Genomic DNA, 23366 nt, shown 5'->3' on the forward strand with positions numbered 1-23366 from the left:
CACTCCCGCTCGTATTCTTAAACCCACACTCGTATTGCGGTCTCTAATCCAAAACGCCGCGTCCGATTCATTCTCAGTGATACTCAGGGCCTATGAACTACCCATAAACTGGCTCTCTTGCATCTGGGACAGACCAAGGTTTTGATAGGCGTTCGAGAACCAACAGCCCGTGACTGCAACTTACCTTCCGCGATTTATGTGATGAGTTAGCAAATGAGCTCGGTCGTCCAGGGTCGAAAACAGAATCGCAAAACAGATCCCGACAGCGGTCCCTATGAGGGTATCTACTACCCGCTCCTGCACCATCGCCATGCCAGCAAGGTCTGGTGCCGCCAGATAGCTCATAAACAGAGCCATGGGCGTAACCAGAACCTGGCCCAGTCCATAATTCGATCCGATGATGGTCTCGGTAGCGAACGACAGTAACGCCACCAGCCCAATAATGGTCCACACAGAGGGCTGGCTTAGCAGCACCAAAGCCACAAGGAGAGCGCCGAGTACGTTGCCTATGGTGCGCTGTAGGGCTCGGCTCATACTGATATGCAAATGGCTACCCTGTAACACGGCGACAGCGCCCATGGCCGCCCAACCGGCGTGCTGACCGCCAAACGCATAAGCAACATAAGCCGCCACGGCAGAGCCCAACACCATGCGCGCGACGGCGATCAACTTGTGACTGGCGGGCCGGCTTTTGAACCAATCCTGTGCCGCCGGTGTATCGTGGCGGAACACGTCGGTGATCATCACCACTAGCCAGGCAAGAGCAGCGGCCACTGCGGTCGCAGTCGTACGTTCGAGGACAGAGGCAAAGGTATCCACTTGGCCCATTGAAACGCTGGCGGCGAATATGAAGATCAATGCACCTGGCGGACCGAAATCACCAACGGTGACGATGTAAAACAGCGTACCGCACAACAGCGCCAGAATGGCCAGCTGACCAACCATGGGCAACTCCAGCCAGGCCACCAGGGACATCACAAAAACGGTTGCGGTTTGGCAGAGCAAACAAAGGAAAACCGTAAAGCCCCGGCGTTCCGGGGCCGCAAAACGGCCAAACAAAGCCACCAATGTACCCAGCGAAGCAAATCCAATCAGGTGCGAAAAGTCGGATAGCTCGATCAGCGGAAGCACAACCAGCGCCGCGATAGCCACCTGTAGTCCGGCCAGTGCCGAGTTCCTGAAGCCAGGCTGATTAACTACGGCAAAGCACTCTTTGAACTGTGCCCGCGATAGCAGAAACCGGATTGCAGCTGATCGACTTTTTACTCTGGATAAGCGCTGATGCACTTGACCTCCGACAAAATTGGATAGCTTAAGATATAGTTAGCCTAATAACCGTTTGCCTCATTGATCTATTCGGAGTTTCCGCAATCAAGTCGCGAAATAACGAGAATTTTTGGTTTTGGAGATTGCCTCATCACACCATACGTTTAAGCGTATCGTCTCTTTTCACGAAGAGATGAATCAGTGCCATACCAATATGACCAACAATCAAAACGGTCAAAATCCATGCGATTGGCGAATGGAGCTGTCCCAGGGCTTGGGCCCAGGCAATTTCCTCGCCTTCAGCAAAAAGCTCGATACCGAAAGCCGTAATCCCGTGGCCACCACCCAGCATGACCATTACCCCGGTTATCGGCATCAGCAACAGGCCAAGATACAACGCCCCATGACCGGCCTTGACCAGCAGAGCCTGCGCCGGATCTTGCTGCGGGCGCTGATGACGCTGGCCAGCGGCCCAGGCCAAGCGTACCAGAATCAGCAGCAACATCAGCGAACCTATAGAGACATGCCAGGGCACCAGCGTTTGTCCGACCCAGTGTTCTCCGTCGAAGATTCGATCACCAAACTTGAGCAGTTGCCAGAACACCAGTAGGGCCATCGACCAGTGCAGCAGTTTGGTGAGAGCGCCATACCGCTCACGAGAATCGTGGATCATGATTGGGTTCTCCGTATTGAGGGTTTCATTACCATTGAAGGTGTTACCAAAGAGGATGAAGCCAGAATGCACACTCATTCCAGCCTCATCTTCATATCACTGCCTACTGGCGGCGTCCAGCCTGGAAAGCATCTCTTCCGGTAGTGACAATTTCACCGAAGCCAATATCTCATCCAGTTGAGACAGCGATGTTGCACTGACAATCGGTGCGGTCAGTTCTGGCTGGTGGAGCAGCCAGGCCAGTGCCACTTGGGATGGTTTTGCTGAAGCCTCCTGCGAAACGGCCATCAGGGTATCCAGAATGCGCTGACCACGATCGCTGAAATAACCGTTGAGAAAGTCAGCCCGAGGGTTGCCTTCCAGGTCTGAAAGCTGAGCGTATTTGCCAGTCAGGAATCCACTGGCCAGAGAAAAGTAGCTCACCACGCCAAGATTGTGCTCGCTGGCGACTTTCGCCAGCGACGACTCGAAATCGGCCCGGTCATGCAGGTTGTAGAGGGGCTGGATCAGCTCATAGCGCGCGAACCCATGATCACGAGACACGGCCAGCGCCTGTTCCAATCGATCGGACGAATAATTGGAGGCGCCGATGGCCCGCACCTTACCGGCCTTGATCAGCCGGTCAAACGCGCCCAATGTTTCCTCCAAGGGGACTTCCTGATCATCAATGTGGGCGAAGTATACATCGAGGTAATCGGTGCCCAGACGTGACAGGGAATCCTCAATTGCAGCTTCGATGTTGGCTGCAGATAGCCCTTTACGACGCTCCAGCATACCGACTTTGCTCATGAGAATGACGTCATCACGACGTCCCCGCTTTTTCAGCCATCGTCCGATAACTGCCTCCGACTCGCCACCTTCAAGGCCCGGTGCCCACGCAGAATATACGTCGGCCGTGTCAATGGCGCTGAAGCCCTGCTCCACAAACCGATCGAGTAGCTGAAAAGAGCGGTTATCATCGGCTGTCCAGCCAAACACGTTTCCGCCAAATACCAGTGGGGCTATCTCCAAACCGGACTTCCCAAGGGGTTTCTTCTGAAGACTCATGATGCCTCCCTCAAAAAACAACTGTCAGTGGGTGAGTCGGCCGGGTGGTCCCGGCCGGCGATTTCAGGCAATGCTTTCCACAATGCCACCTTCAACACGCAGGGCGGCGCCTGTGGTGGCACTGGCCTGGGGAGACGCAGCGTAGACACAGAGGCTGGCGACCTCTTCCGGTTCGGCAAAACGTCGGAGCAGCGTGGAAGGCCGGTTTTCGTCCAGGAACAGGGTTTCCATTGCTTCCGGGGAGACTCCCCGCTCAGCCGCCAGGTCAGCCATCATGGCTTTGGCTCCTTCAGTACGGGTCGGACCGGGAAGGATGCTGTTCACGGTCACACCGGTTCCGGCAAGAACCTTGGCGAGACCCCGGGATACACCTTGAAGCGCCGCCTTGCTCACCCCGTAGTGCACCATCTCCGATGGAATATTCAACGCCGATTCACTAGAGATGAACTGGATACGCCCCCAGCCCCGAGCCTTCATGCCAGTTGCGTAATGCCGGGCAAGTCGAACACCGCTCATCACGTTGACCTGGAAAATCTCTTCCCAGGCAGCATCGTCGATATCGAAGAATGGAACGCCGCCATAAATACCCAGGTTGTTGACCAGAACATCCACCTCGGGCAGCTGTTCGATGATGGTCCGGCAACCTTCCGCGGTACCCGGGTCCGCGATAATGCCTTTTGCATCGTCCCGACCGCTGGCATTGGCTATCTCGGCCAGCGCCTTATCCACTTTGGCCTGGTCACGACCCACTATAGTTACCGAGGCACCGGCCTCGGCCAGCCCCTGGGCAATGGCCAAACCGATGCCCGCGGTAGAGCCGGTGACCAACGACTGTTTGCCCGTGAGTTCAATTTTCATCATTTAATTCCTCTTGCCATTGATTTTTGAGGGGACGTCACCCACTCAACCAAATTGAAACGCCGATAACTGGGTTTCCATCACCCGTTCGGAATAAACCTTCTTGCCGGGCTCCTCGCCCGCTGCACCCGCTGCCACGAGCAATGGAATCAGGTGTTCCTCGTCTCCATGCGGATGACAATCGAGGGCGTGGGGTGCCTGAACCCATTTCCTCAATCGCTGATAACGAATTCCGGAGTCACCTTCGACAGTGTCCGTCAGCCAGTCATCGAACGCCTCGGAGAGCGGTGTAAACCGCTTGTCGCCGTAGCCACGCATGTTGTGGAAGCTCATGCCACTGCCGAGAATCAGCACACCTTCGTCACGCAGTGGCGCCAGAGCTCTGCCTGCCTGCAGGTGTGCTTCGGGGTCCAGGTCCTGCCGTAACGACAGCTGAACCACAGGAATGTCTGCCTCGGGGAACATCACCTTGAGCGGAATAAACATACCGTGATCAAACCCACGCCCGGAATCCTCCAGGGTGTTCTGTTGTGCCCCAACCAGTAGACGACTCACGCGATGCGCCAATGCCGGCGCTCCTGGAGCCGGATAAGTCAATTTATAGGTGTGGTCCGGAAAACCGAAATAGTCATAAATGAGATCGGGCTGGCTGCCGGCGGTCACACTAAACTCTTGAGTGCGCCAGTGGGCGGATACCAGGAGGATGGCCGTCGGCTTTTCTGGCAAACGCCCGATGACGCTTCGAAGAAAGTCGGCCATACCGTCCCACGTATTGCGGGGACTCCAGTCCATAAAGAAACAAGGGCCAGCGCCGTGGGGAATAAAAAATACCGGTTGTCTGGTAGGCACTCTTGGCTGCGTGGACATCGACATACCTCCATAGGTTTGAATAGTTCAGATATCACAATGAACAGGTTATACTGATACTCAGGAAAGGAGAACGGACTTAAAAAAGGAACTGTTTTAACTAAAGGTAGGAAATAAAATGCTGGACCGATACACAAGCATGCAGGTATTCGTTCAGGCAGCGTCCAGAGGTAGTCTGTCTGCCGCCGGCCGGGAGCTGAACATGTCGCCGGCAATGGCCACAAAACATGTGGATTCACTGGAAACCAGGCTCGGCACGAAACTGCTTCATCGCACCACTCGACAGTTATCACTGACAGATGCCGGACGGGAATACCTGCAGGCCTGTCAGCGCATTCTTCAGGATCTTGAAGAAGCGGAGTCCGAAGTATCTTCCCAGCAGCATCAGGCCATGGGTCGATTACGTCTGAATGCACCGCTATCCTTTGGCACACGCTTCATTGCACCGTTAATACCGGAATTCACCCATCGTTACCCACTGGTGGAGGTGGATCTTGGCCTGAGCGACACTCAACAGGATCTGCTGAAAGAGAGCTGGGACCTGACTGTCCGCATCGGACACCTCGCTGACAGCGACCTCAGGGCCCGCCGTCTCGGCAATTGCCCGATGCGACTTTGTGCCTCGCCTGAGTATCTGAAAAAACATGGAACCCCTAACCGTGTTGCCGAGCTCTCAAACCACAATTGCCTGAGCTACAGCCTTTCCTCAGCGCAACGCGGCGGCACCTGGGCATTCGGCCAAGATGGTAAGATCCAGGTGCCCGTAACAGGCAACCTCATGTCCAACAATGGCGACGCACTTCTTGCTGCCGCCGTTAAGGGCCAAGGGATCATATATCAGCCCAACTTTATCGTGTCCGAGGCATTGGCCAGTGGCGCTCTGGTTGCTTTCGAATTGGATCACCCTCCACTGGATCTCGGCGGCCTGCATGTGCTGTTCGCGCCGGATCGTCGGTTACCCCTCAAAGTAAGAGCGATGATCGACTATTTGGTTGAGGTTTTTGAGAATTCGCCATGTAGACCGTCGTAAATTTTATCCTTTCTTACCAAGGCCCCCTCTCTACACCTGTAAACTGTTCCAACAGTCAGGCTTAGTTCGAAGTTAGCCCGCTCCAGGCCAAAAGCTTTATGTCGGCTTCTGGATCGCGGCCACCTTCTCCTTTTCCATCTGCTTTTTTAAGATCCCGAAACCAATGGTTGTTCAAATATTGTCGTCAACAAGGAAAATCTCATTTGCGGAACCGAAATGGGATCGAGGCCATAAGTCCATTGAGTGTTTCCTTTTGTTTAGGCCCGGACATTTTATTTTCCTCGTAGCTGTCAATTGATGGTTCTAACAGGCAGTGCCTTTAGACCGCAATAGTGGGCTACGTTTTTGGGGTACGAAATACCAATCCATCAATGGCATGGACAAAAAAGTGTATGAAGAGGGCCTTATATCGACGTTCGCCATGGACACGAGGCCATATAGTGAAAGCCCTGTTATGCTCAGTTTAAAGTCATGTCCATAATTGGGTCATTCGTAGTTACAGCTTCTACGCAACATGTGAGTAACTAGGTTCAAAGTATCATTTTATTCGGCAAACACGACCCATGAAGACACAAAAAAAGCGATAAACGCTAGAAATAAGCGTTTCGGACAGAGACATTAGGTTAAAAATTTGAAGGAAAAGGGTAGTACGTTAGAAGTGGTAGGCCACAAGACTCAAAAACTCATCTTAGCTTAATTCAACTTTTTAGCCGGTTGCATGGGCTGATCTTCAATAAAATTAAATAGACCAAATTGATCAAGTAAAGACTGGTACCGGCCGTCTTTTATGAATAGCGCCAATACTTCATTAAACTGGTTTCTTAGTTTCTCGTCAGAAATAGCCGCACTGTAGGCGGAAACGGGAAACAGCTCGTGTATTGTTGTGTCGTGTTGCTTTTCGACAGGCAGCTGATGTTTAACGTATTGAAAAATGTTTCTATCCATCACAGCCACATCTACGCTGCCAAGCAGTAGCAAACTAACCTGCCGGTCTTGTTGTGCAAGCTCCATATAGTTTTTTTGATGGGCTAACGTGTCTTTAAACTCTTCACCCAATACCGATATTGCCGTTTGAAAAGCAATCACGCTATGCCCGACTAAGTCTTGTATTTCGTGAATTTCAAAGTTTCTGTCAGTGCGGCTTACTGCAACATTTTGATAATAAACGTATGCATCAGTCAGAATAGCGGGGTCAATATCGTGACCTGGATTTAAGGTTAGTCCAATATCCACCTCCCCCTTTTTCATTATGCTGGCGGTGCGTCCAAAAGGAACGTAAATCGGCGCCATGTCATGCCCCATTTCAAGCAATATTGCCCGCACGAGTTCTAACTCAAAGCCGGAATCTTGCTCTGAGATAACATAGGGAGGTTTTGTCCAGCCCACGACCACCTCAATTTGCTTTGCAAATGCGGCGTTGGAAGAGAACAAAATAATAAAAAGTACGACAATATAGTGCATAAGGTGAAATAGTAATGGAACACCTATTAACTATAAACACTTGCCAATAAATAACCATTCTCCAAAAGACTTAACCATTATATAAACCCTTTAAAAACAATGGCTAATAAAAGTTAAATGTAGACTTAAGTTTGATGAAAAAAGGCACTTTTACATAAAATTATTGTGTAAAGCGGGAAAACGAACGGGAAATTGACGGGTTGCTACCAGCATTATGATTTCGCTTTAACTAGCCAAGCGGTACAATATGGCCAAACCCTTTGAACATGTTTGAATATGGCCTGGCTACAGTTACGAATAAATACCTCCTCAGAATACGCTGAATCAATTGGCGATATGCTAAGCGCTAACGGTTCGCAAGCGGTAACCTATGTAGATGCGAAAGACACGCCTATGTACGAGCCTAAGCCTGGTGAAATTATGCTGTGGCCCGACACGCAAGTGGTGGGCTTGTTTGAAGCCACCGATGACATGAAAGCCATCATTAAACGATTAGGCAAAGCGCGCATTCTAGGTTCAGATTTTAAATACAAACTAGAGCCACTTGAAGACAAAGACTGGGAACGTGAGTGGATGGATAATTTCCACCCTATGCAATTTGGTACCCGCTTATGGATTTGCCCGAGCTGGCGTGATGTGCCAGACCCTAATGCCGTTAACGTGATGCTAGACCCAGGCCTTGCCTTTGGAACGGGTACTCACCCTACAACTGCCCTGTGCTTACGTTGGTTAGACGGTATCGACGTTGCTAATAAAGTGGTTGTGGATTTTGGTTGTGGTTCAGGCATTTTAGCCCTAGCGGCACTTAAATTAGGCGCTAAGCGAGTCGTCGCCATTGATATCGACCCACAAGCGCTTCAAGCCACACAAGAAAATGCCCGCCGTAACGGCGTTGAAGACAGGCTTGATGTTTATCTGCCGGCTGACCAACCCACGCTAGAGGCCGATGTAGTAATGGCGAATATATTATCTGGCCCACTTCTAGAGCTTCAAGATGTTATTTCATCTTACTGTAAACCGTCGGGCTTACTCGTCCTTTCCGGCATTCTTGCTGAACAAGTAACCAAAATTGAAGCTGCCTACACCCGCGATTTTGCCCTTGATGAGAGCGCGATTGATGGAGAATGGGCGCGAGTGTCTGGTAAAAAACTCGCCTAAATGTAAATTTTTTGTCTTTCAATGCCTTTCAATTCGCGGCCTTTGAGAGATTTGATTAAAATTCACTCTGCAAAACGGTGATAGATGGCTAATGTTACAGTTTTTTTTCACTGTCAAGCCCATAGAGTGAAATTTTGTGTGATTTTTAGCCTTTTCAAGTATTGCGAAAACACGTACACTTAGCGCCCCGTTTTAGCCGGGTGTATAAATTCTGTGCAGTTCTAGATGGCGAAATATGCGAATTGGTTCCTATACGTTAGATAACAATTTGATGCTGGCTCCAATGGCTGGCGTGACTGACCGTCCATTTCGTCAACTATGTAAACGTATGGGTGCGGGGCTTGTGGTGTCGGAAATGCTTTCAAGCAATCCAAAGGTATGGAATACCGCAAAATCACAAGCACGAATGAATCATGAGGGCGAAGAAGGTATTCGTTCTGTACAGATTGCAGGTGCTGATCCAGAGCTTATGGCCCAAGCGGCACAATTTAATGTTGAGAACGGTGCGCAAATCATCGATATCAACATGGGTTGTCCAGCCAAAAAGGTGAATAAGAAACTGGCAGGTTCCGCGTTGCTTCAGTACCCGAGCACGGTGGAATCAATCATTAAAGCAGTGGTTAATGCTGTAGATGTTCCTGTAACACTTAAAATTCGTACCGGCTGGAATACCGATAACCGCAATGGGGTTGAGATAGCCCGCATTGCTGAGCAAAACGGCATACAGTCACTGGCTGTTCACGGTAGAACGCGAGCTTGTATGTACAAAGGAGAGGCGGAGTTTGACACTATCCGTCGTATAAAGGAGGCAATTTCGATACCCGTAATTGCCAACGGAGATATTACCTCTCCTGAAAAAGCACAACAGGTACTGAATTGTACCGGTGCAGATGGTGTGATGATAGGTCGCGGTGCTCAAGGCAATCCTTGGATTTTTAAAGAGATCCTGCATTACCTAGAAACTGGCGAGAACCTAAAGCCACCACCATTGTCTGAACAGTATGAGATTTTGCACGAGCACGTCGCTAATGTACAAAGCTTCTACGGTGAAGTCGCCGGTGTAAGAATTGCCCGCAAGCATGTGGGCTGGTATCTCTCGGAACACGATACGGATCGTCAATTTCGTAAATCGTTCAACGCTATCGAGGATGCGTCAGCGCAACTTGAAGCACTAAACGCTTATTTTGAAGCGCTGCAGAATCGAGAAACCCGACAGATTTCTCCTGCAGCATAGTAATGACTAACTTAAGAGCAAGACAGTATTATGTTCGATCAAAACGTGACTTCACCTTTTACTACTACAGTAACTACGCCTTCTCAGACGCAAGCACAAAAGCCACTTCGTGACTCAGTAAAGCAAGCGGTTAATAAATACTTGAAGCAACTGGACAACGCCAACATCGATAATTTATACGAAATGGTACTGGCCGAAGTTGAGGCCCCGCTGCTGGAAGAAGTTATGACTTACACCCGCGGCAACCAAACCCGCGCTGCCATTATGATGGGAATCAACCGTGGCACGCTTCGCAAAAAGCTGAAGCAGTACGGCATGAACTAAAATCACCGGGCCTAGCCCACCGAAGAGCACCTACAGGTGCTCTTTTTGTTTCACCACTCTTAACTTTGAAGCTTATATTTTATGCAAACACCAAAACCCATTAAACGTGCTCTATTAAGTGTCTCTGATAAAACCGGTATCCTCGATTTCGCCACCGCGCTGCATAACGCTGGGGTGGAACTTCTGTCGACGGGCGGTACTGCTAAACTCATCGCTGAAGCTGGCTTGCCAGTAACAGAAGTGTCTGACCACACAGGTCACCCAGAAATTATGGCTGGCCGTGTAAAAACCCTTCACCCTAAAATTCATGGCGGCATTTTGGCTCGACGTGGTATTGATGAAGCGGTAATGGACGAAAACAATATTGCGCCAATCGATTTGGTGGTAGTAAACCTTTATCCATTCGCGGCAACCGTTGCTAACGATGATTGCACGTTAGAAGACGCTATCGAGAATATCGATATTGGCGGCCCTACTATGGTTCGTGCTGCGGCTAAAAACCATAAAGATGTAACCATTGTGGTTAAAGCTGCCGACTACGGTCGCGTTCTAGCTGAAATGGAAGCAAACGAAGGTTCACTGACTTACAAAACCCGCTTCGACCTAGCGATTAAAGCGTTTGAGCATACTGCTGAATACGACGGCATGATTGCTAACTACTTTGGCGCACGTATCGATACTAGCGATTGCGAAGACGACTGCGGGCATGAGCACAGCGAATTCCCACGTACATTCAACGTTCAGGTTAGCAAAAAGCAAGATTTGCGTTACGGTGAAAACAGCCATCAAAGCGCTGCGTTCTACGTTGAAAACGATATTCAAGAAGCGTCTGTTTCTACTGCTACTCAGCTTCAAGGTAAAGAATTGTCGTTCAATAACATTGCCGACACCGACTCTGCCCTAGAATGCGTTAAAGAATTCGAAGAGCCAGCTTGCGTTATTGTTAAGCACGCTAACCCTTGTGGTGTCGCTATTGGCGAAGACATTTTATCGGCCTACGACCGCGCGTTTAAAACCGACCCTACCTCTGCGTTTGGCGGCATTATTGCGTTCAACCGCGAGTTAGATGCGAAAACGGCACAAGCAATTGTAGATCGTCAGTTCGTAGAGGTGATTATTGCACCAACGGTTAGTGACGAAGCAAAAGACATTGTTAGCGCGAAGAAAAACGTACGCTTATTAGCGTGTGGCGATTGGGCTGGTCAACTTACCGACGGTTACGACTTCAAACGTGTTAATGGCGGGCTGTTAGTACAAGAGCGCGACTTCGGCATGGTTGAAATGGAAGACCTTCAAGTAGTGACCAAGCTTAAGCCTTCAGAAGACGAACTTCGTGATTTGATGTTCTGCTGGAAAGTAGCCAAATTTGTGAAATCTAACGCCATTGTATATTGCAAAGACGGTATGACAGTGGGCGTAGGCGCAGGTCAAATGAGCCGCGTGTATTCGGCTAAAATTGCAGGCATTAAAGCCGCTGATGAAAACCTTGAAGTTGCAGGTTCTGTAATGGCATCTGACGCTTTTTTCCCATTCCGCGATGGCATTGATGCTGCCGCAGAAGCAGGCATTAAAGCCGTTATTCAGCCTGGTGGCTCAATGCGCGACCAAGAAGTGATTGATGCAGCCGACGAACACGGCATCGCCATGGTGTTCACTGGCATGCGCCACTTCCGCCATTAAAATAGATGATGCAGTAAGCGAGTACGAGTTTGGAGCACGCCGTAAACCCGTCCATGGGGGCTCCGCCCTCGTACTCACTACTACATCTTGCTAGCTTATTGCGTGCCGTGCTTTGGAAACAGATAGCTGGTTAGAGATGGGTGAAGGGTTACCTATGGCATCCTTGCCGCAGAGGGTTTAGTACTGGCATTCACTTCCCCTCTTTTGATAGCTAGGCTCTACAGTTGCCATTGAATAAAAGTGCGGAACACGCTAAAACTCACAATCCAATAGGCATGACGCCGGTTGATAGGAGTGAGAGCAGAAGGCATTCAAAACCTTCACAGCATGGATGCTTTAGCAGAGCGCCCATGGATGAGTCTGCCGCGTGTTTAAATGCAAACTGATCTCGTACTTAATAAGCATGACGCCGGTTGATAGGAGTGAGAGTAGAAGGCATTCAAAACCTTCCACAGCATGGATGCTGTGGCAGAGCGCCCATGGATGGGTTTACCGCGTGTTTAAATGCAAACTGATCTCGTACTTAATAAGCATGACGCCGGTTGATAGGAGTGAGAGTAGAAGGCATTCAAAACCTTCCACAGCATGGATGCTGTGGCAGAGTGCCCATGGATGGGTTTACCGCGTGTTTTGAATGCCTTCTACTCTCACTCTCAGCTCTGAAGCAAGAAAAAGCAAAACGGCAGAGTACAGATTTAGCATGTTGGGTGTCGGGTAGGTGTCATAGTTTGTTGTTAAGCTTAATCTGAAACTGGTGTTTATCAGTATTAGCAGTTAACGTAATCGCCGTTACCCTCGATGATAATAAGGAAATAACAATGAAGAAGTTAGCCAAATTAGTACTCGCAGCCACGCTTGGCATGTCAGCAACCTATGCTAGCGCCGATGCTATATCAGATGCAGCCATGAGCGAACACCGCTCAGCACAAGCCAAAGTACGTGATGAATTCCGTAATCCTCAGCAAACATTACGATTCTTTGGCGTTAAGCCAGACATGACAGTAGTTGAAATTTCACCAGGTGGCGGCTGGTATGCCGACATTATTGCGCCTTTGGTTCAAAAAGAAGGTCAGTACATTGCTGCTCACTTCTTCGTTGACGAATCGACCAACGATTATTACCGTAAGTCGCTAGAAAACTTCAATCAAAAAGTAAAAGACAGCGCGCCTTATCAAGGTGTAAAAGTCACCGCTTTTCACCCAACCAAAGCCCTTGATATTGCAGAGCCTGGCAGTGCCGATGTGGTACTTACCTTCCGCAACATTCATAACTGGTATATGGGTCAAGGTACTGAAGGCATCGACAACGCATTTGGTGCTTTCTTTAAAGCCCTTAAACCTGGTGGCGTACTAGGTGTGGTAGAACATGAACTCCCTGAATCTGCTGACGATGCAGCGATGAAGAAAAGTGGCTATATGAAGCGTTCTTTCGTTGTTGCTGCAGCCGAGAAAGCGGGCTTTGAGCTTGAAGAAGCTAGTGACATCAATGCAAACTCTAAAGATACAGCCGACCACCCGCGCGGTGTATGGACGCTTCCTCCTAGCCTCAAATTAAAAGATCAAGATCGTGAGAAGTACCTTGCCATTGGCGAGAGTAATCGCATGACGCTTAAGTTTAAAAAGCATAGTTTATAAAACCTAAGTCGTAAAACCAAAACCTTAAAACGGAATAGTTAATGAACGTACTTGTAATTGGCGGCGGTGGCCGCGAGCATGCGCTAGCTTACAAAGCAGCGCAATCTTCTGATGTTTCAACAGTGTTTGTTGCCCCTGGTAATGCTGGAACCGCAATAGAACCTAAGCTAGAAAACGTAGCAATTGATGTAAACGATATTCTTGGTTTACTGTCTTTTGCTAAAGGTAACGATGTTGAATTAACCATTGTTGGCCCAGAAGCGCCGTTGGTTGCAGGTGTGGTAGATGCGTTCACTAACGAAGGCTTAATGATATTTGGCCCTACACAAGCTGCCGCGCAGCTTGAAGGGTCTAAAGCCTTTACTAAAGATTTTCTAGCTCGCCATAATATTCCTACCGCTGAATATCAGAACTTTACTGAAATTGACCCAGCCATCGCTTACGTGCGTGAAAAAGGCGCGCCTATTGTAATTAAGGCAGACGGCCTAGCAGCAGGTAAAGGCGTAATTGTAGCGATGACGCTACAAGAAGCAGAAGATGCCATTCGCGACATGCTAGCAGGTAATGCCTTTGGTGAAGCTGGTAGCCGCGTTGTAGTAGAAGAATTCTTAGATGGTGAAGAAGCCTCGTTTATCGTTATGGTAGACGGTAAAAGCGTGCTTCCTTTTGCCACAAGCCAAGACCATAAGCGCGCCGCAAATGGCGACAAAGGCCCTAATACAGGTGGTATGGGTGCATACTCTCCTGCCCCAGTGGTAACACAAGAAATTCACGATCGCGTGATGAAAGAAGTGATTATGCCAACGGTTGAAGGCATGGCGTCAGAAGGTAATCCTTACATGGGTTTCTTGTACGCTGGTTTAATGATTATGGCCGATGGTACGCCCAAAGTGATTGAATATAACTGCCGCTTTGGCGACCCAGAAACCCAGCCTATTATGCTGCGTTTACAATCTGATATTGTCGCTTTGTGCCAAGCGGCCTGTAAGGGCGAGCTTGATAGCCAAACGATTGAGTTTGATGAACGTGCCGCCATCGGCGTGGTTCTTGCGGCAGGTGGTTACCCTGGTAGTTATGATAAAGGCGATGAAATTACTGGCTTTGAGCATGCAGCCGAATTAGACGGCAAAGTTTTTCACGCCGGTACGTCACTAGAAGACGGCAAAGTGGTGACTAACGGTGGCCGCGTATTGTGCGCCACTGCCATGGGTAATAACGTGACTGAAGCGCAGCAAAAAGCGTATGAGCTTGTAAATGCAATTCAGTTCAAAGACGCGTATTTTCGCACCGACATTGGCTACCGTGCCATTGCCCGTGAGTCTAGTGCCGACGAAGCGCTTATAGATGCCATGTAGATGTCTTATTGAGCCTCTTATTTAATCTCTTGTTAAGAGAAACGCTGAGTAAAAGCTCATGTAAACGCCGCCTAAGCTAATTATACTTCGGCGGCGTTTTTGTTTGTATTAACCCGTGCTTACTTTAACTCAAGCACATCAAATACAGACGCATCTTTGTATCCTTGGTTTTTATCCCCGTCTATTGGGATTATAGGGTGAGACCCCATGAAGTGCTCTCTATCGCCTCCGTCGGCATCACAGTAAGCCAGCATAAAACCTAGCTTCATGCCCTTTTTAAGCGTTACAGGGGTGTTGGATTCACCGTGCACATAATCATCAGCATACACTTTTATTGCGGTTTCCCAATGCACCACAAACGGGGCGTCTGATTGGCGTTTCCACGCACTATCAACATGGTCGTTATAAAGCTGTGGCACAGCTTCACCCTTATTTTCTGTTGCCATGCTTGGGCCGATATCCGCCACTTGGTTGTCTAACGCTAAGTGGTATGCAAAAGCATTGTAGTTGTTGAAGTGGTCGCCACCTGAGCCGTCTGCATCAATGAATATCTCTAAACAATCGTCATCCCAATAACGCTCTATGGGCGAGGCATAGGTGTCAGATAAATGGTCATCTCGAATTTCAGCCAACAAATACAGGGCATCTTCGTTCCAGCGAAGTTTATACTTTCCTGTAAAATCACTGGCAGAGGGTGTATCACCAATGATCACTTCATTCATAGGATACCAATCATCCCCTTGCCAAAGTGCCTCGTTCGCTATCCCATCAATAGTGGGTGCAGCTTCGGTATGCAGTGCTTCATCTGCATTTACACTTACCGTAGCTGTACACATTACCACTGCCAGCCAATGACATGCTTTCATAGTTAATCCTTATTTTATTAACGGTGTATTTTTGCTTACCTGCCGATTCTTGGTAGAGTATTAAACTGCACCTGTAACGCAAAGGCATTTATGTCACTTCAGACCACTTGCTACAATATTTTAGCTTCTTATAAAGATGCTCAATCACATCACAAAACAAGTAAGTACTTTGATGTGATACTCGTGACTGTCATTGTGATTAATATCGCTACTATGATGCTATCTACCGTGCCGGGAACTTCTTCACAATGGGGTACAGAGTTACACATTATTGAAGTGATTTCTGTCTGCCTTTTTACCCTTGAGTACTTACTTCGCATTTGGAGTAGTGGCGCAGCACCGCCTTCGGCACTCGCATCGTCAAAAGACGTTCAATTGCATACGCCTTGGCAAAAGCGCTGGCACTATCTTAAAAGCCCTATGGCGCTGATTGATTTGCTTGCCATATTACCTTTCTACCTAAGCATGTTTATTACCCTAGATTTACGGATATTACGGGTATTCAGGGTGCTGCGAATATTAAAACTTGGCCGCTACTCGCGCTCGATGCAAACGCTAATTACTGTCATACGAAACGAGTCTCATGCATTAATTGCCGCACTCAGCGTGTTGATGTTGTTCACCGTTATTGCTGCCACCTGCATTTACTACATTGAACACACTGCGCAGCCTGAGGCTTTTAGCAGCATACCCGCTTCACTATGGTGGGCAGTGGTAACACTGACCACTGTTGGCTATGGTGATATTGTTCCCATTACGCCTGGGGGCAAAATTTTTGGCGGTTTAATCACCCTTTTAGGCATCTGCTTTTACGCCCTGCCTGCCGGTATTTTGTCGTCCAGTTTTACCGCTCAAATGCAGCTTAAACGAGACCGCTTCAAAGAGACTGTTCGCACGGTATTAGAAGATGGTAAATTCAGCGATCACGATGCTAATCACTTGGAGCGAATGCGAGCTCTACTTGATTTAGATGAAGAAGAAGCTCGACTAATCATTCGTTTACTGCAACATCACCATAAAAACGACAACCGTGAAAAAGATAACTAAAATGTGCTGGGTAATTGCTCACTCGACCCCTTACTTAAGTCTAACTCTTGATTAATGGTGTCAGTGGGCTTATAACTAGTACCCGTCATTTCTCAAACGAATTTCTATGTCTGTAAAACATCCAATTATTGCCATTACCGGTTCGTCAGGGGCAGGAACAACCACGACAACCAATGCTATACGCCACATTTTCAGAAACTTAAATGTGAACGCAGCAGTGGTTGGCGGCGACAGTTTCCACCGATTTACTCGCCCGGAAATGGAAGTGGAAATTCGCAAAGCCCAAGAACAGGGCCGACATATTAGTTACTTTGGCCCAAAGGCCAACGATTTCGAATTACTCGAAACCCTCTTTAGAGAATACGGAAGCTCAGGTTCAGGCCAGTTCCGCCAGTACCTGCACACCTTTGATGAAGCCGTGCCTTTTAATCAAATGCCTGGCACCTTTACCCCATGGCAAGATTTACCACAAAATACCGACTTACTGTTTTATGAAGGCTTACATGGCGGCGTAAAAACCGAAGAAAATGATGTAGCCAAGCATGTGGATTTATTGGTAGGCATGGTGCCTATTGTAAACCTTGAGTGGATTCAAAAAATTGTGCGTGATACCACCGACCGAGGCCATTCTCGTGAAGCGGTAATGAGTAGCATCGTGCGTGGGCTAGATGATTATTTCCAATACATCACGCCTCAGTTCTCTCAAACCCATGTTAACTTTCAACGTGTACCTACGGTAGATACTTCAAACCCATTTAGTGCCCGTGAAATACCTACGCAGGATGAAAGCTTTGTTGTGGTTCGGTTCAGGCGTGAAATGAAGCACGTTGACTACCCGTATTTACTACAAATGATTGATGGCGCGTTTATGTCGCGTATTAATACACTCGTAGTACCTGGCGGTAAAATGGGGTTGGCGATGGAGCTTATTCTTACTCCACTTCTTGAAGATATTTTAAATAGAAAGCGCCGTGCTGGCCATCAAATGGATTGGTTAAATTCTCAAGAATAATTAGTTCTAGCAGTTTTTAAATAACATTTGAAAATTTCAAAAAAAAGGCTTTCTAGGAAGCCTTTTTTATTATTTTTAGATAACACAAGAAACTAGACTGAAGTATTAACGCTTGAATTTTAAATACTATTTTTTCTTATCAACATTGCACTAAAATGGTTACTTTGAACGCACCAAATTCATTTTAATATTTATTCCTCAATCCCCATCCCCTGTCTATTTTAATTTTATATTAAAGATATACATGCTATTAAAACAATTAAATTCAAAGCGTTATTATAACTTCACTTATGTCTATTGCTGCTCAAAAATAACAAGATTAAAAAAGGATAACTTCTTGCATAGGAATTAGTGCATAAAGAAGATATGCATTAATTTCTGACAATACTTGGTTTATAAAGGGACTTAATGAAACCAAATACCGATGTCTTGTTTGCATTAAATGATATTCCAACAGTAAACCAATCCATTACTGCCGCGTTGCAACATATTCTGGCGTGCTTCGTAGGTATTATTACCCCTTCTCTGATTATTGGCACTGCTTTAGGACTTGAATCTGAAATACCCTATCTTATTAGTATGTCGCTGTTTGTTTCAGGCGTTGCGACTTTCATTCAAGCAAAAACCTTCGGGCCAGTAGGTTGCGGTTTAATTGCGGTACAAGGCACCAGCTTTGCGTTCATTAGCGCGTTATTAATAGCTGGGCTGTCTATTAAAGCTAACGGGGGCAGCAAAGAAGAAATACTCTCTACTCTGCTGGGCGTTTGCTTTATCGGGGCTTTCATCGAAATTATCGTCAGTTTGTTTATCAATAAAATTAAAAGGGTAATAACGCCATTAACCACAGGTATCGTTATTACTACTATTGGTATAAGCCTTATAAAAGTAGGTATCACAGACTTGGCTGGCGGGTTTGGCAGCCCTAATTTTGGCAGCATTGAGAACCTTGCTCTTGGTCTATTTGTACTCGTTACTATTATTGCGCTTAATGTTTCTAGTAATCCTTGGGTAAGACTTTCCGGCATCATGATAGGCATGATTTTGGGCACGGTCGTGGCCTCTATCTTAGGCTGGGTTTCATTTGCTAGTTTAGCCGAACAACCTATTGTCAGTATTCCAGTACCTTTTAAGTATGGAATCAATTTTAACCTCGATATATTCATTCCCATTGCGCTTATTTATTTTCTGACTGCACTAGAAACCTCCGGCGACCTTACTGCTAATAGCTTATTTTGTGGCTTACCGATAAAAGGCCCTAAATATATAAAAAGAATCAAAGGTGGCATTTTAGCCGACGGTGTTAATTCGGCCATCGCCGCCGTATTCAATACCTTTCCAAATACCACATTTGGGCAGAACAATGCCGTTATTCAATTAACCGGTGTAGCAAGCCGACATGTGGGCTTTTACGTGGCGGCCATGTTAGTCATTTTAGGCTTGTTCCCTATTATCGGCGGCGCACTTCAATTAATGCCTAAACCTGTACTTGGTGGTGCAACATTAGTCATGTTCGCCACCATTGCCGTTGGGGGTATTAAGATATTGGCTAGCGAACCTATAGACCGTCGTAAGTCACTTATTATCGCGACCTCGCTAGGCACTGGCTTAGGTGTGCTGATGGTACCTGATGCCATTCAAGGCTTACCTATAGCCTTTAAAAACGTGCTTTCCTCCTCGGTTACTTCTGCAGGCTTTACCGCCATTATCATGAGTATTTTGATTCCAGAGAATAAGGTTATCGAACAAGAGAATACTGATTCCTCGCTTTCAGCATCAGTAGAAAAAAATTAAACAATAATCAAATAGAAATTCGACTGCTAATACCAAAAAATTGCCTTGTTGAGCCGTGCATTACAACAACTAAACTGTTTACGCCTACTACTTAAAGCAAAAAAAGACGTGAGCTATTTAATACATAACTAAAAAGCGCGTTGCGCAACAACACACACTAGGCTGCTCAATGAAAAAATTTACGCATAAAACCCTCTATTTAACGATGCTTTCGCTCTTTGCCTCATACTCGGGTGCTACTTTGGCGCAAGAAACACCGAGTGATGAAGACATGGAAACCATTTCAATTACCGGTGTAAAAGACCTCAACTCACTGATTCCAATAGAATCGAAAAGTGCATTTGGCTTAGATAAGTCTTTGGTAGAAACACCACGCTCGGTAACCGATATTAGTTCAGACCTAATTGAAGCGTACGGATTGCGTTCTGTAGATGATCTCGTACGAATAACCCCTGGAGCCTTTACCAGTTCATTTTTTGGTATTCAAGGCGCCATGGATATTCGTGGTGAATCGGCAGATAACTACTTTCGTGGCTTTAGACGAATTGCCAACCCAGGTGCGTTTAAAACCAATATTCGTGGGGCAAAAGGGTTGGAAGTTATGCGGGGGCCGGTTAGCCCTTTATATGGAAACGGTAGTGTAGGCGGGCAATTAAATTACTCACCCAAATCGGCTAAATCAGATGCCACAAAATACTTTGATGAAGCTACCGGCGAAATCCACTTAACCCTAGGCACATACGATCAAAAAATTCTTGCTGTAGAGGGCGGTACACCTTTCATGTTTGGTGATAAACAAGCAGGCGTATACATTTTTGCTGAAGCAGAAGATTCAGGTTCCTATTACGATAATTACGAGCCAACGAATGAGATTGTGCAAGTTGCATTTGATATCGATTTAACCGAAGACACATTGATGGAATTTGGTTTCCAATACCAAACATCAGATGCCATTCAAGTACCAGGATGGAACAGGGTAACCCAAGATTTAATTGATAATGGCACCTACATCACAGGTGCACCCGTGGCAAAAAATTCAGATAACCCTATTGGGGCAGATAGACTACTGCCTCAAGAGTCGGGTTTTATCTCGCCATTTGCGCCTTACTTCATTAACTCGTCGTTTTCAGGCGTAGGTACTTTTTGCAGCCCGGGTACCGCCGATAACAGTAACTATACTTATAACGCTATGCTGCTTTCTTGTCCTGGTGTGGCTGACGGGATTGAAAATGCCTATGCACTCAGTAACCCCGGCACCGCGCAAATAGATCATAAAACGACCTTTATTGATGATATTGATTTCGCTGACTCGACAGCATTCACTGCGTACTTAGATTTTACGACCTATTTGTCGGATGATATGACGTGGAAGAACCAGTTTTATTATGATTATATGGATCATACTAAGTTTCAGAGCTGGGGCTTTACCGCAGATTACCCTGGGGCCGAAGCTATGGAATTTAGAACAAGTCTAAACTTTGAAACCTTTCATGATAGTGCCACCATTCAACACATTACCGGTATCAGTATTCGTAACGAAGACCTCGACTACAACCATGCGTACTACGACGAAACCTTCGACTTTCGAGACATTACCGTAGGGCCTACCCCTGACGATAGAATTGATTGGGCGGTAGATGACCCCTATGAAGATGCCACTATTATTTACGATGAAGACGGTAACCCTACCGGCATTGATGGCACGGTAAGAAGAAACTATAACGAAGAGCAGGTTTCCACCATGCTTAATGCGGGCTTGTTTTATATTGCCGATATCACCCTTGAGTCTTGGAGCATCTTACTTGGTGCTAGGTACGACTATTTCGATGTTGAATCAGAAGACCAGGCCATTTCCTTGTTAGGTATTCCGTTTGGCGATGGTGAGGTGCATACCGATACCGAGTCAGCGTTTAGTTACAATGTGAGCGTGTCGTACAAGATGGAGTCGGGATTTGTGCCTTACGCCACTTACGCTGAGTCGAGTTCACTAAGCACCAATCAACTTGGTGGGATTATTCCAAGTAGTGTGGATAACGGTGAGTATTTAGCAGAATCAACCTTAGCCGAGTTAGGAATTAAATACAGCAGCGACGATGAATCACTCTATGCTGCCCTCGCCATATTTGATCAGGAAAAAACCGACAGAATCGGGCAAACCTCAGCGTTAGTAGCGGTTTACAGTGAAGGGGTTGAATTTGAAGCTCGCGCTATTTTGAATGAAAGTTTCTCGCTTACTGCTACCGCTACCCATATTGAAACCACCGAGGTGAGTGATGGTGCATTAGCGGTGATCAACGGCGCTGACTTTGCTGCCCAGAATGGTCTTGAAGCGTATCAAGTATACGGAGGCCGAATTGCGGGCAACCGGTCTACCTTTGTAGGCGAAGGTGTAGAACTTGACCGTGGCGGCCTACCTGACAACACTGTGAGCTTGTTCCTGAACTATAACAAGCCTTTAGAAAGAGGCAGAGTAACAGCTAGCCTTGGTTTTGGGTGGGCGGATGAAACCTACACCGATGTATTGGAAACCATATTGCTGCCTAGTTACATGGTATGGACTGGCTCGGTGGGTTATGTAGCTGAAAACTACCGCATACTACTCAGCGTAAATAACTTATTTGAAGAGGAGTATTACACGTCTGCCGACTTGTTCGACTCTGTAGTGGTTAAGCCTTCTGAGGGCCGAACGGGCTCAGTCATGTTTAGCTATTCTTTCTAGCGGAAACATCGACCACCGCTTTCGATTTTCAGTGGTGGTCGTTTCTACTTTCTTGCGTTCGCGGTGAACACTAACCGAAAGCGAAAAATTCGCAATACTGCCGCAGCTATATCGAGAAAGCATGCCTGCGACTTAGTGTATTCGCCGCCCCTATAACAATCTATTTACAACCTAAAGTCGAAAACCCATACAAAGTACGGCATCGTAGTCTATTAAAATGAGATGAAAGGTGACGCCATGACAACCGTAACCAGTACGCAGATTTGGGTGAAACAAGACAAAATCGACGCCACCCAAGTAGTAGACAAAACCCTATCTACCAATGACTTAGCTGAAGATGAGGTTTTACTTAAAACTGACAGCTTTGGTTTTTCAGCCAATAATATTACTTATGCCGCGCTGGGCTTTACTATGGGCTACTGGGGGTTTTTCCCCGCTGATGAAGGTTACGGCATTGTACCTGTATGGGGATTTGCCACTGTGGTGGCGTCAAACCACGCTGACATTAAAGCAGGCGAGAAAGTGTTTGGTTACCTGCCTATGGCAAGCCACTGGATAATTAAAGCCGGAAAGGTCGCCCCCCATGGTTTTTCTGATATTCACGAAAATCGTAAAAGTATTAGCCCGGTGTACGACCAATATCTGCGCTGCGCCGTTGACCCTGGGTATGATGAAAGCCGTGAAGCTTGGCAGCTAAATTTCCGTCCGTTATATATGACCTCGTTTGTGCTGGATGATTTTGTAGATGAATTTAGCAAGGGTGAGTCATTATTGCTCTCTAGTGCATCTAGCAAAACTGCATTGGGCACCGCTCAACGGCTTAAAGATCAAAAAGTTCACAGACATGCTAATTATCAAGTCATTGGGTTAACCTCTGCGTCAAATGTAGACATGGTAAAAGCGTCAGGTTGCTACGACCACGTATTTAGCTACGACGATGTAGAAACACTGTCTAAAGATCAACAATACTGGTTGCTCGATTTTGCTGCCAACGGTGCTTTGATCACATCACTTGGCGACACCCTTGGTGATAAGCTTTCCAAAGTAACCCTTATTGGTGCCACCGATTGGAAAGCCGAGCAAAAACCCAATAAGAAAGCCTTAGATGCTGAAATATTTTTTGCGCCTGCACGAGTTAAGCAACGTCAGCAGGAATGGGGGCACGAGGCATTTTTAGCAAAATACGCAAAGGCCTGGAAGGGGTTTGCAGGAAAAGTTCAAGATACCTTTTTTGAGCAAGAACACACAGGCTCTCAGCAAATTGTTGCCTTATATTCCGACACCTTAAACGGCACCGCCGACACCAAAGCACTTAATGTCGTTCGCTTTGAGTAGTTGCTAACA

The 23366-nt window shown here is 47.1% G+C and carries 19 protein-coding genes; 12 read left to right on the top strand and 7 right to left on the bottom strand.

Annotation, left to right across the window (positions count from 1 at the left end; all coding sequences use genetic code 11):
• Positions 1–180: 180 nt before the first annotated feature.
• The 5 genes from C7Y69_RS05850 to C7Y69_RS05870 all read right to left on the bottom strand — a co-directional run bounded on the left by C7Y69_RS05850 (position 181) and on the right by C7Y69_RS05870 (position 4717).
• The gene (locus tag C7Y69_RS05850; RefSeq protein ID WP_007105030.1) at positions 181–1287 is read right to left on the bottom strand and encodes an FUSC family protein; all 1107 of its coding nucleotides are present in this window, start codon (positions 1285–1287) and stop codon (positions 181–183) included.
• Positions 1288–1417: 130 nt separating this feature from the next.
• Complete coding sequence (locus C7Y69_RS05855) at positions 1418–2017, bottom strand: cytochrome b (protein ID WP_260563430.1); 600 nt, start codon at positions 2015–2017, stop codon at positions 1418–1420.
• An 18-nt stretch (positions 2018–2035) separates the two neighbouring features.
• Positions 2036–2986 (bottom strand): aldo/keto reductase, encoded by a 951-nt coding sequence (locus C7Y69_RS05860; protein ID WP_007105033.1) that lies wholly within the window; start codon positions 2984–2986, stop codon positions 2036–2038.
• Positions 2987–3049: 63 nt separating this feature from the next.
• Positions 3050–3847 (bottom strand): SDR family NAD(P)-dependent oxidoreductase, encoded by a 798-nt coding sequence (locus tag C7Y69_RS05865; RefSeq protein WP_007105034.1) that lies wholly within the window; start codon positions 3845–3847, stop codon positions 3050–3052.
• 42 nt (positions 3848–3889) lie between these two features.
• Positions 3890–4717 (bottom strand): class III extradiol ring-cleavage dioxygenase, encoded by an 828-nt coding sequence (locus C7Y69_RS05870; RefSeq protein WP_306305700.1) that lies wholly within the window; start codon positions 4715–4717, stop codon positions 3890–3892.
• A 133-nt stretch (positions 4718–4850) separates the two neighbouring features.
• Between C7Y69_RS05870 and C7Y69_RS05875 the strand changes: the two genes are divergently transcribed.
• Positions 4851–5741 carry a LysR family transcriptional regulator gene (locus C7Y69_RS05875; protein WP_232363241.1) on the top strand — a complete coding sequence of 297 codons (891 nt, stop codon included), beginning with the start codon at positions 4851–4853 and terminating at the stop codon, positions 5739–5741.
• Between the two features lie 693 nt (positions 5742–6434).
• On the opposite strand, the gene C7Y69_RS05880 is transcribed toward C7Y69_RS05875, so the two are convergent.
• Positions 6435–7127: a substrate-binding periplasmic protein gene (locus C7Y69_RS05880; protein WP_232363161.1), complete on the bottom strand. Its 693-nt coding sequence runs from the start codon at positions 7125–7127 to the stop codon at positions 6435–6437.
• A 351-nt stretch (positions 7128–7478) separates the two neighbouring features.
• Here C7Y69_RS05880 and prmA point away from each other — a divergent pair, with 351 nt between their 5' ends.
• The 6 genes from prmA to purD all read left to right on the top strand — a co-directional run bounded on the left by prmA (position 7479) and on the right by purD (position 14587).
• Positions 7479–8360, top strand: a complete 882-nt coding sequence (prmA, locus tag C7Y69_RS05885) for a 50S ribosomal protein L11 methyltransferase (RefSeq protein WP_013786627.1) — start codon at positions 7479–7481, stop codon at positions 8358–8360.
• 235 nt (positions 8361–8595) lie between these two features.
• The gene (dusB, locus tag C7Y69_RS05890; RefSeq protein ID WP_013786628.1) at positions 8596–9594 is read left to right on the top strand and encodes a tRNA dihydrouridine synthase DusB; all 999 of its coding nucleotides are present in this window, start codon (positions 8596–8598) and stop codon (positions 9592–9594) included.
• A 30-nt stretch (positions 9595–9624) separates the two neighbouring features.
• Positions 9625–9918, top strand: coding sequence for a DNA-binding transcriptional regulator Fis (gene fis / locus C7Y69_RS05895; RefSeq protein WP_012520109.1), 294 nt, complete (start codon positions 9625–9627; stop codon positions 9916–9918).
• Positions 9919–9999: 81 nt separating this feature from the next.
• Positions 10000–11598, top strand: a complete 1599-nt coding sequence (purH, locus tag C7Y69_RS05900; RefSeq protein ID WP_126872097.1) for a bifunctional phosphoribosylaminoimidazolecarboxamide formyltransferase/IMP cyclohydrolase — start codon at positions 10000–10002, stop codon at positions 11596–11598.
• 818 nt (positions 11599–12416) lie between these two features.
• Positions 12417–13232 (top strand): class I SAM-dependent methyltransferase, encoded by an 816-nt coding sequence (locus C7Y69_RS05905; protein ID WP_126872098.1) that lies wholly within the window; start codon positions 12417–12419, stop codon positions 13230–13232.
• Positions 13233–13273: 41 nt separating this feature from the next.
• A complete protein-coding gene (gene purD, locus C7Y69_RS05910; protein ID WP_013786631.1) occupies positions 13274–14587 on the top strand; it encodes a phosphoribosylamine--glycine ligase in 1314 nt (437 codons plus the stop codon).
• Between the two features lie 119 nt (positions 14588–14706).
• Here purD and C7Y69_RS05915 read toward each other — a convergent pair whose 3' ends face one another.
• The gene (locus C7Y69_RS05915) at positions 14707–15453 is read right to left on the bottom strand and encodes a sugar-binding protein (RefSeq protein ID WP_013786632.1); all 747 of its coding nucleotides are present in this window, start codon (positions 15451–15453) and stop codon (positions 14707–14709) included.
• A 90-nt stretch (positions 15454–15543) separates the two neighbouring features.
• Here C7Y69_RS05915 and C7Y69_RS05920 point away from each other — a divergent pair, with 90 nt between their 5' ends.
• From C7Y69_RS05920 to C7Y69_RS05940, 5 genes are all read left to right on the top strand, one after another.
• Entirely contained in the window at positions 15544–16500 is a 957-nt protein-coding gene (locus C7Y69_RS05920) for an ion transporter (protein ID WP_126872099.1), read from the top strand.
• A 106-nt stretch (positions 16501–16606) separates the two neighbouring features.
• Entirely contained in the window at positions 16607–17512 is a 906-nt protein-coding gene (locus C7Y69_RS05925; RefSeq protein WP_013786634.1) for a phosphoribulokinase, read from the top strand.
• Between the two features lie 408 nt (positions 17513–17920).
• Positions 17921–19303 carry a nucleobase:cation symporter-2 family protein gene (locus C7Y69_RS05930; RefSeq protein WP_126872100.1) on the top strand — a complete coding sequence of 461 codons (1383 nt, stop codon included), beginning with the start codon at positions 17921–17923 and terminating at the stop codon, positions 19301–19303.
• A 169-nt stretch (positions 19304–19472) separates the two neighbouring features.
• Positions 19473–22022: a TonB-dependent siderophore receptor gene (locus C7Y69_RS05935; protein ID WP_126872101.1), complete on the top strand. Its 2550-nt coding sequence runs from the start codon at positions 19473–19475 to the stop codon at positions 22020–22022.
• 237 nt (positions 22023–22259) lie between these two features.
• Entirely contained in the window at positions 22260–23357 is a 1098-nt protein-coding gene (locus C7Y69_RS05940; RefSeq protein WP_126872102.1) for a DUF2855 family protein, read from the top strand.
• Positions 23358–23366: the final 9 nt, after the last annotated feature.

The sequence above is a fragment of the Alteromonas sp. KS69 genome (assembly GCF_003989595.1).
GTDB classification, from domain to species: domain Bacteria; phylum Pseudomonadota; class Gammaproteobacteria; order Enterobacterales; family Alteromonadaceae; genus Alteromonas; species Alteromonas naphthalenivorans.

Coding starts and splice junctions, on each gene's coding strand:
- C7Y69_RS05855 (WP_260563430.1), bottom strand. CDS start 2,017: ATGAGTGTGCATTCTGGCTTCATCCTCTTTGGTAACACCTTCAATGGT.
- C7Y69_RS05860 (WP_007105033.1), bottom strand. CDS start 2,986: ATGAGTCTTCAGAAGAAACCCCTTGGGAAGTCCGGTTTGGAGATAGCC.
- C7Y69_RS05865 (WP_007105034.1), bottom strand. CDS start 3,847: ATGATGAAAATTGAACTCACGGGCAAACAGTCGTTGGTCACCGGCTCT.
- C7Y69_RS05870 (WP_306305700.1), bottom strand. CDS start 4,717: ATGTCGATGTCCACGCAGCCAAGAGTGCCTACCAGACAACCGGTATTT.
- C7Y69_RS05875 (WP_232363241.1), top strand. CDS start 4,851: ATGCAGGTATTCGTTCAGGCAGCGTCCAGAGGTAGTCTGTCTGCCGCC.
- prmA (WP_013786627.1), top strand. CDS start 7,479: ATGGCCTGGCTACAGTTACGAATAAATACCTCCTCAGAATACGCTGAA.
- dusB (WP_013786628.1), top strand. CDS start 8,596: ATGCGAATTGGTTCCTATACGTTAGATAACAATTTGATGCTGGCTCCA.
- fis (WP_012520109.1), top strand. CDS start 9,625: ATGTTCGATCAAAACGTGACTTCACCTTTTACTACTACAGTAACTACG.
- purH (WP_126872097.1), top strand. CDS start 10,000: ATGCAAACACCAAAACCCATTAAACGTGCTCTATTAAGTGTCTCTGAT.
- C7Y69_RS05905 (WP_126872098.1), top strand. CDS start 12,417: ATGAAGAAGTTAGCCAAATTAGTACTCGCAGCCACGCTTGGCATGTCA.
- purD (WP_013786631.1), top strand. CDS start 13,274: ATGAACGTACTTGTAATTGGCGGCGGTGGCCGCGAGCATGCGCTAGCT.
- C7Y69_RS05915 (WP_013786632.1), bottom strand. CDS start 15,453: ATGAAAGCATGTCATTGGCTGGCAGTGGTAATGTGTACAGCTACGGTA.
- C7Y69_RS05920 (WP_126872099.1), top strand. CDS start 15,544: ATGTCACTTCAGACCACTTGCTACAATATTTTAGCTTCTTATAAAGAT.
- C7Y69_RS05925 (WP_013786634.1), top strand. CDS start 16,607: ATGTCTGTAAAACATCCAATTATTGCCATTACCGGTTCGTCAGGGGCA.
- C7Y69_RS05930 (WP_126872100.1), top strand. CDS start 17,921: ATGAAACCAAATACCGATGTCTTGTTTGCATTAAATGATATTCCAACA.
- C7Y69_RS05935 (WP_126872101.1), top strand. CDS start 19,473: ATGAAAAAATTTACGCATAAAACCCTCTATTTAACGATGCTTTCGCTC.
- C7Y69_RS05940 (WP_126872102.1), top strand. CDS start 22,260: ATGACAACCGTAACCAGTACGCAGATTTGGGTGAAACAAGACAAAATC.